This window comes from Hyphomicrobium sp. (genome assembly GCF_009026145.1).
Classification (GTDB): Bacteria; Pseudomonadota; Alphaproteobacteria; order Rhizobiales; family Hyphomicrobiaceae; genus Hyphomicrobium_A.
In genome coordinates this window covers 101,581-108,058 of the sequence record NZ_WBUE01000011.1, presented here as the reverse complement: position 1 = coordinate 108,058, position 6,478 = coordinate 101,581, and the positions used below count along the sequence as shown (strand labels likewise).

9 protein-coding genes are annotated in these 6,478 nt (G+C 65.7%); 4 read left to right on the top strand and 5 right to left on the bottom strand.

Annotated features, from left to right (window positions below; all coding sequences use genetic code 11):
- Positions 1–59: 59 nt before the first annotated feature.
- A complete protein-coding gene (locus tag F9K20_RS21300) occupies positions 60–512 on the bottom strand; it encodes a Spy/CpxP family protein refolding chaperone (RefSeq protein WP_367238240.1) in 453 nt (150 codons plus the stop codon).
- A gap of 361 nt (positions 513–873) precedes the next feature.
- Here F9K20_RS21300 and F9K20_RS10915 point away from each other — a divergent pair, with 361 nt between their 5' ends.
- Entirely contained in the window at positions 874–1,155 is a 282-nt protein-coding gene (locus F9K20_RS10915) for a hypothetical protein (protein WP_291001184.1), read from the top strand.
- On the opposite strand, the gene F9K20_RS10910 is transcribed toward F9K20_RS10915, so the two are convergent.
- Positions 1,152–1,367, bottom strand: coding sequence for a hypothetical protein (locus tag F9K20_RS10910; RefSeq protein WP_291001181.1), 216 nt, complete (start codon positions 1,365–1,367; stop codon positions 1,152–1,154). The genes F9K20_RS10915 and F9K20_RS10910 overlap by 4 nt on opposite strands.
- A 307-nt stretch (positions 1,368–1,674) precedes the next feature.
- Between F9K20_RS10910 and F9K20_RS10905 the strand changes: the two genes are divergently transcribed.
- Entirely contained in the window at positions 1,675–2,049 is a 375-nt protein-coding gene (locus F9K20_RS10905; protein ID WP_291001178.1) for a copper resistance protein CopC, read from the top strand.
- Positions 2,046–2,897, top strand: coding sequence for a CopD family protein (locus F9K20_RS10900; protein ID WP_291001175.1), 852 nt, complete (start codon positions 2,046–2,048; stop codon positions 2,895–2,897). The genes F9K20_RS10905 and F9K20_RS10900 overlap by 4 nt, the downstream gene beginning before the upstream one ends.
- A 29-nt stretch (positions 2,898–2,926) precedes the next feature.
- Here the strand turns inward: F9K20_RS10900 and F9K20_RS10895 are convergent, their stop codons facing one another.
- The 3 genes from F9K20_RS10895 to F9K20_RS10885 all read right to left on the bottom strand — a co-directional run bounded on the left by F9K20_RS10895 (position 2,927) and on the right by F9K20_RS10885 (position 4,383).
- Complete coding sequence (locus tag F9K20_RS10895) at positions 2,927–3,193, bottom strand: hypothetical protein (protein WP_291001172.1); 267 nt, start codon at positions 3,191–3,193, stop codon at positions 2,927–2,929.
- Positions 3,194–3,275: 82 nt separating this feature from the next.
- Positions 3,276–3,629, bottom strand: coding sequence for a hypothetical protein (locus tag F9K20_RS10890; protein WP_291001170.1), 354 nt, complete (start codon positions 3,627–3,629; stop codon positions 3,276–3,278).
- A gap of 247 nt (positions 3,630–3,876) precedes the next feature.
- Complete coding sequence (locus tag F9K20_RS10885; RefSeq protein WP_291001168.1) at positions 3,877–4,383, bottom strand: hypothetical protein; 507 nt, start codon at positions 4,381–4,383, stop codon at positions 3,877–3,879.
- A 719-nt stretch (positions 4,384–5,102) separates the two neighbouring features.
- Here F9K20_RS10885 and F9K20_RS10880 point away from each other — a divergent pair.
- Positions 5,103–6,422 carry an aminotransferase class I/II-fold pyridoxal phosphate-dependent enzyme gene (locus tag F9K20_RS10880; protein WP_291001165.1) on the top strand — a complete coding sequence of 440 codons (1,320 nt, stop codon included), beginning with the start codon at positions 5,103–5,105 and terminating at the stop codon, positions 6,420–6,422.
- The last annotated feature ends 56 nt before the right edge of the window (positions 6,423–6,478 follow it).

Sequence of the window (6,478 nt, the reverse complement as noted above, 5' to 3'; positions counted from 1 at the left end):
GGGCGGGCTCCCATGTGAGCGGCAGCTCTTGGGGGCTGCCAGCTCAGACTTCAGATGTATCAAGCGGCGAGAGGCGACCGCTCCCGCCCGTCTATCTTGAGGTTTGCGCCGGCGCGCGTTGATCCGCGCGGTTGCGTTTCCGTCGGGCGCCCTAGCCACCCACACTCGGCGTATAGGGTCGGCAGGAGCCGGTCGGCACGCATCCGCTGGCTCGGAGTCAACGATCGATACAGCGACCCTAGGCTTGCCGAGAGCCTTCGCGTGGTCGCCAGATGTACCATGAGGTTCTGCATTCGAAGCTCGAGTGCATCGGGAAACGATGGCGGGCGCTCGGCGTAGTTGCACGCCATCTCCTTGGCTGCCGCCTCGAGCAAGTCCGCTGTCGAATGGAACATATCGACCAATTCATCCCACGCGGAAGTCTGACCGCCGGATATCGCCAGATCGGCTTTGATCTCACGCAAACGCGCTATTCGTCTCTCTCGCTCCGCCACATCGGAACTTAATGGCATCGCTCACTCCTCAGTCATGAAATTGATGCCGCCAAAGGCGAGTGCTTCTTGCGCCGCACTGAGCGCCAACGTAACCAAATTGGTGGCAGGCAGAAGAGGGAGATTTGTGCAGATTTGTGCGCATCAATGCGAGGATGCGCTCATCGAGATGGAACTCGCGAACTCCGCTTATGGGATGAAGCGGCCACGGAGAGCAGTGACGGGTCCGCAATACTGCATGTCCGCTGCTGGCCGATAGCAGACAATCTTGTCCCCATCCCGCCGCGGCGAAAGGGTTGATCGCGCAGCCTCGCGTCTGATGATGCCCGCCGGCGGAACCGACGGACGCCGCGAGCGTTACCGCTCGGTCGTGGAGGGACACATGCACATCCTCACTTCCGCTTCGCTAGCGCTCGCAACCGCCGCCGTCTGCGTGACGACCGCCGAGGCGGTCGTCACGCAGAGGGTGAAGAATGCCTGCCGCAGCGAGTACTATGCGTTCTGCAGCGCCCACGCCGTGCCCAGCGCCGGGCTCAGGTCCTGCATGCGCGGCGTGCAGGATCAGCTGTCGCCGCGCTGCCTCAAGGAGCTTGTCGCCGCCGGCGAAGTCTCGCAGGACGAGGCCCGCAGCTATAACGCTCGGCAGAGGAAGGCGCAGCGCTAGTCGCCTGAAAGGTCGCCGCCTTCCGTCAGGCACAGGATGGCCACCGCGAGGGCGCGAGCATCCTGTTCCGGATCATGATCCTGGTCCGGCGCCCGCCGTGGCTTGCCTGGCGGCACGCGCCGGCCCGGCTCGGGCTCCGACTGCGCGGACGGATTGGTGCTGATGCTGGCGGCACGGCCCCCGTCAAAGCCATCTTGCTCGTGGGTCTTCATGTGTCCCTCCCGCTCTGTGGAGGGGCTAGGCAAGCGGCGAGATTGGGCAGACTCTAGGCAAGCGCAATCAACTCTGCCTCACGTTACGCAACGGTCGGCCCCGGCGCGGTCACGTTCGATGTCCAAGCGTTACGCGTTGTGTTGCCTGAGCGATATCCCACCTGTATGCCGAAGCTCGCGAAGCTTGACAGGAACAAGGATCAAGCCCTGTTCAGCCGCCCTTCAGGTAGGTGTTCCTACACTAAGGGATACGAACGAAGACGTTTCAGTGCGCGCACCAGGGATTGCAGCCCAGGGAGTATCGACAATGAAGCGCATTAAAGCAGCGGCGCTCGCGGCACTGCTCATGGCAACCGCACCGGTGGCAGCGCTGGCGCATGCGAAAATGACGGCCAGCAAACCCGCCGACGGCAGCACCGTTGTCGCCGGCTTGGCGGAAATCGAGATCGACTTCTCCGCGCCGCTGCGCGTCTCAATGCTGCATGTGCGCGACGCCAACAAGCACGAGGTCGCGCTCAAGAGCGAGCTGCCGGCGACCTTCGCTCCGGCGGTCAAAGTCAATGTCGAGGCGCTCGCGCCAGGCAACTACGAGGTGTCGTGGACGGCGGTGGCCGAGGACGGCCACGTGATGCAGGGCGGCTTTGCATTTTCCGTCAAGCCGGATACGCAGACGGCAAAATGATGGAGCCCGATCGCATCGCGATCATCCTGCGGGCGCTGGTTTATGTTGGCGCCGTCGCTGCCGCCGGCGGTGTGCTCTTTTCGCTCAGCTTCCCGTCGGCGCGCCAGCACGTCGAACGCGCGGTTGAGCGCCAGGTGCTGCTCGGGTGCTGGCTGCTCATCCTCCTCGAGCCGCTGCGCTACATCGCCTTCCAACTCGCCGTCGCCGAGGGAGACTGGTCGGCCGCATTTGCGCCCGGCATGCGCTGGATGGGGCTGCAGACCGCTGTCGGCCAGGCCGCTGCCATGCGCGTCCTCGCCGCCCTCGCGCTGGTGGGAACACGTCTGCGCTGGAGCGGCGTTTCACTCGCCGCCGCCATCGTCATGATCGCCTCGTTCGCGCTCGAAGGTCATACGGTGAGCAGCCATTACCGGCTTGCCGTGGCGCCACTGTTGCTTATTCACTTTGCCGCCGTCTGCTGGTGGTTCGGCGCGCTTTATCCCTTGCTCGCCTCGATCCGCCGGGCGCCACCCGAGATCGTCGCCGGCACGGCGCGCAGCTTTGGTCGTCGCGCGGTGTGGGTCGTCGGCGCCCTCGTGGCGGCGGGTGCCGTGCTCCTCATCGTCCTCTGCAACGGCGAGCTGCGCCTCGACAAGCCCTACCAGCAGCGCTTCATCGTCAAGCTCGCACTCGTTGCAGTGCTGCTGTCGCTCGCCGCCTGGAACAAGCTTCGCCTGACCCCGCTCCTCGTTGAGAACTACACGATCGGCGCCGCCAAGCTGCGCCGATCGATCCGCTTCGAGATCGCCGTGGCGCTGATGATCCTGTTGTCGACCGCGTGGATCGTCAGCACCGGTCCGTCTGACTAGGCCACAAAGAGCGCCACGGCGTCCCGGCCTCAATCTTGATGATCGTGCCACGTGTCGGGATGCTCGTCGTGGAAGTCGTGATGCATATAGCGCAGAGCGCGATGAAATGCCCTGTGCTCGCGGCGGCTGTCAAAGCCGTCCTCGTGGGCGCGCGCGTGAGCCTCGGCCGCCCGATCGTGGAAGCGGTAGTGCCTGTAATGACCGCTGGCGTGATCGTCGTAGTCATCGCCCGCCACCGCCGGTGCCAACGGCACAGCGAGCCACAACACGCCGGCCAGTAATGCCGTCTTGCTCATACTTCTCCTCCTTTGCAGCGAGCGCCTGAACGCTCGCAGACTCAATGGTTCCGCGCGAGAAAGCGTTCCGCCACGGAACCCGCTAGTAGTCGTAGCGCGGATAGCGCGAGCGCGACCGATAGTCGTAGTCGTCGTCATAGTCGTGGCAACGGCCGAGCTCGTCGACCTGCACGAGGTCGCCGTGGTAGTTGACGTGGATGTGGTAGCGCACGCCGCGCTTGCAGGCGCGGAAGCTGTACGGCAGGCTCGCGCGCTCAACCTCGATGTCGTAGTAGCCGAGGTCGCGGAGCGTGTGCTTGGCTTGATGCAGCGAGTGCACCTTGTGCAGTAGCGTGCGCGGCGGCTGCTCGAAGATTGCCGTGCGCACGTCTACGGCGTTGGCCGCCGATGTCCCCAGAAGTGATAAGCCGAGGGCGGCGCATAGAGCGGTCCGCATGACGATGCCTCCATATGCTGATTTGCATCGGCTCCTGTCCGACAGGGGCATCGTGCCTGCGTGCGACTGAACGCGATCGGAAGCCGCCGTTCATCCGCCATTCATCTGACCGATCGCGCTGACGCTCGCGGCATCTTTTGCAGCGGGGCGGATCTCCAGCCTTGCACCGCCGGCACGCATAAGCAAAACGCCCGCTGGTCTCCCAGCGGGCGTTTCCTTTTGCAGATCGTCTCGTCTCGCGGCCGGCTTACTCGCACGGCACCGTCAGCGTCATGCCAACAGAGGCGAAGAACTTCTTGCAGTCCGTCGGCTTGGCGGCGGCTTCCTTGGCAACCGGCGCCTTGGCGACCTTCTCGACCACATTGGCGGCAGCCACGGTGATCGAGGAGCTTTCGCTCTGCGCCGGCGTCGCCGCCACCTGCTTCTCGGCAGCATCGTCCTTGGCAACCTCCACCGGCTCGGCGGCCTCCGACTTGGCAACCTTCGCCGCCTTCTCGTCCCTATCGACTTTGGCGACCTTGGCCGGCTTGTCGGCGATCGCGGCCTTGGCGATGCGCCTCTTGGCCACGACGGCGCTGCGCGCCTTGTTCGAGCTATAGGAGTGCGCGGAGTAGTAATGGCCCGTGTGCGGCAGCGTCGAGGAGTTGCGCACGACCTCGGGGACGTACTCGCAGGAAATGCAGGCTTGCGCGCCCGAGGCCAGCATCGAGGCGGCGGCGAGAGCGGCGGCAGTGGCTAGAATGGTGCGGGTCACTGTTTCTCTCCAAAGTTGGTCTGCGTGTCTCAGGAGGGAAAATGCCGTGCCGGACGCCGGTGCGCTGTTCCGGGTGAAACAGGCGGCTTTTTATGCTCAAGCGGCCAAATTTATCCCCGCGCGCGCCGCCGCGCATAAAATCCCCCGCCAGCCCAACTCGAAGACCCGGGGTGCAGACGTGCGCTGGCGGACCTGCAGGAGATGGGCCGGCACGAATCCGCCAGGGCCGTAAGCGTAGCCCTAGGACCTACTGTCGCCGGCGCGAAAATGTCGGTGGGCCCCGGGCAGGGATGCGATCCGGGGAAGGCGGTTGGTCGGCGCTCGTGCCTGGGTGGGGCGGCGATGGCTGCATCCACACGAACAAGTAGAAGGGCCAGGACCGCCCCGCTCCCCGTGTCTATCACCCCGGGCTTTCCCGCCGCGGGCCAATGCAGCGCGCCTTGCTCTTTTGACATCGCTTGGAAATTGCGGCCCGGCAACTAGTGCGTGCCGGGCGATGGCCCATGCCCCCGACAAGTCAGCTCGCCGGCGGGATGCCATCCGTAGCCAGATAATCCTCCCCCAAAGCCGCGAAGTGCGCCAATATTGGCCCGGGCCTGCCGCCGCAGCGCTTTTGCCGCGCACGACAGGCAAGAACTGGGGTCGTAGCGTTGGACGCGCGTGAGACAGATCTCGTTCGGCCGGACTTGCGCCAGGCGCGGGACGGCAGACTGGCACGCTTGCTCACGCTCATGGGTCTCGCCGGCGCCGCCATGGCGCAGGACGCCGCTGTCCTCTGTCGTTCCTGGCGCGACAGGCTCAGCTTGGCGCCCCGCCGGCGGGCGTCGACGGCGCCGCGCCGATCGCAATCCTTCGACGAGCTGACCGCCTACACCGGCATCCAAAAGCATCGCGCCATTGCCGCGCGTTTCCAATTCAGCGATCCGTTCTACCAGTGCCACGCGCCGAGCCGCACGCCGTACATCGTGGTCGAGGGCCGCACGCTGCTCAACTTCTCTGCCTACGACTATCTCGGGCTCAACGGCCACCCCGCCGTGTCGGCCGCGGCGCAGGCGGCGATCGCGCAGTATGGAACGTCGGTGTCGGCCAGCCGCATCGTCGCCGGCGAGATCGACTTGCACCGCGAGCTAGAGGCGGCCCTGTCTGCCCACTACCGCACGGAGGCAGCGCTCACCTTCGTCAGCGGGCACGCCACCAACGTGTCGACCATCGCTGCGCTGACCGAGCCGGGCGATCTCATCCTCCACGACGAGTTGTCCCACAACAGCATTCTCGTCGGCGCCAAGTTGTCGGGCGCCCGCGTTCTCGCCTTCCGCCACAACGACCTGACTTCGCTGCAGCGCCTGCTCGAGCGCGAGCGCGCCCACCACAAGAATGTGCTCATCGTCGTCGAGGGTCTCTACTCGATGGACGGCGACATGCCGGATCTGCGCGCACTCATTGACCTCAAGCGCCGCTACGGCGCCTGGCTGATGGTCGACGAGGCGCACGCCTTCGGCGTCCTCGGGCACACCGGCCATGGCATCGCCGAGGCCGCCGGCGTCGATCCCGGCGAGGTCGACATCTGGATGGGGACGCTGAGCAAGGCGCTGGCCGCCTGCGGCGGCTATATCTGCGGCGCGGAGGCGCTGATCGAGGTGCTGCGCTTTCGCGCCTCCGGGCAGGTTTACTCGGTCGGAATGTCGCCGCCGCTGGCCGCCGCCGCCCTCGCTGCCTTGAAGATCGCCCGCGCCGAGCCCGAGCGCGTTGCGCGCCTGCAGGCCAACGGCCGCCTGTTCCTGAGCGAGGCGCGCCGCCTAGGCCTCGATACCGCGACGTGCCAGGGCTATGCCATCTGCCCGGTCATGGTCGGCGACATCGTCAGTGCGGGGCGCGTCACCGACCGCATGCTGGCGCGCGGCATCTATGTGCTGCCGATCATCTACCCCGCCGTGCCCTTGAAGGCAGCGCGGCTGCGCTTCTTTCTCACCAGCGAGCATACCCCCGAGCAGATTTGTGAGGCCCTGCGCATTACCGCCGAGGAGGTCAAGGCATCGTAGTTGCAGGCAAGAGGCAGCAACACTCCGGCCGCTTTCCACGCGAACCTGCGAGAAAG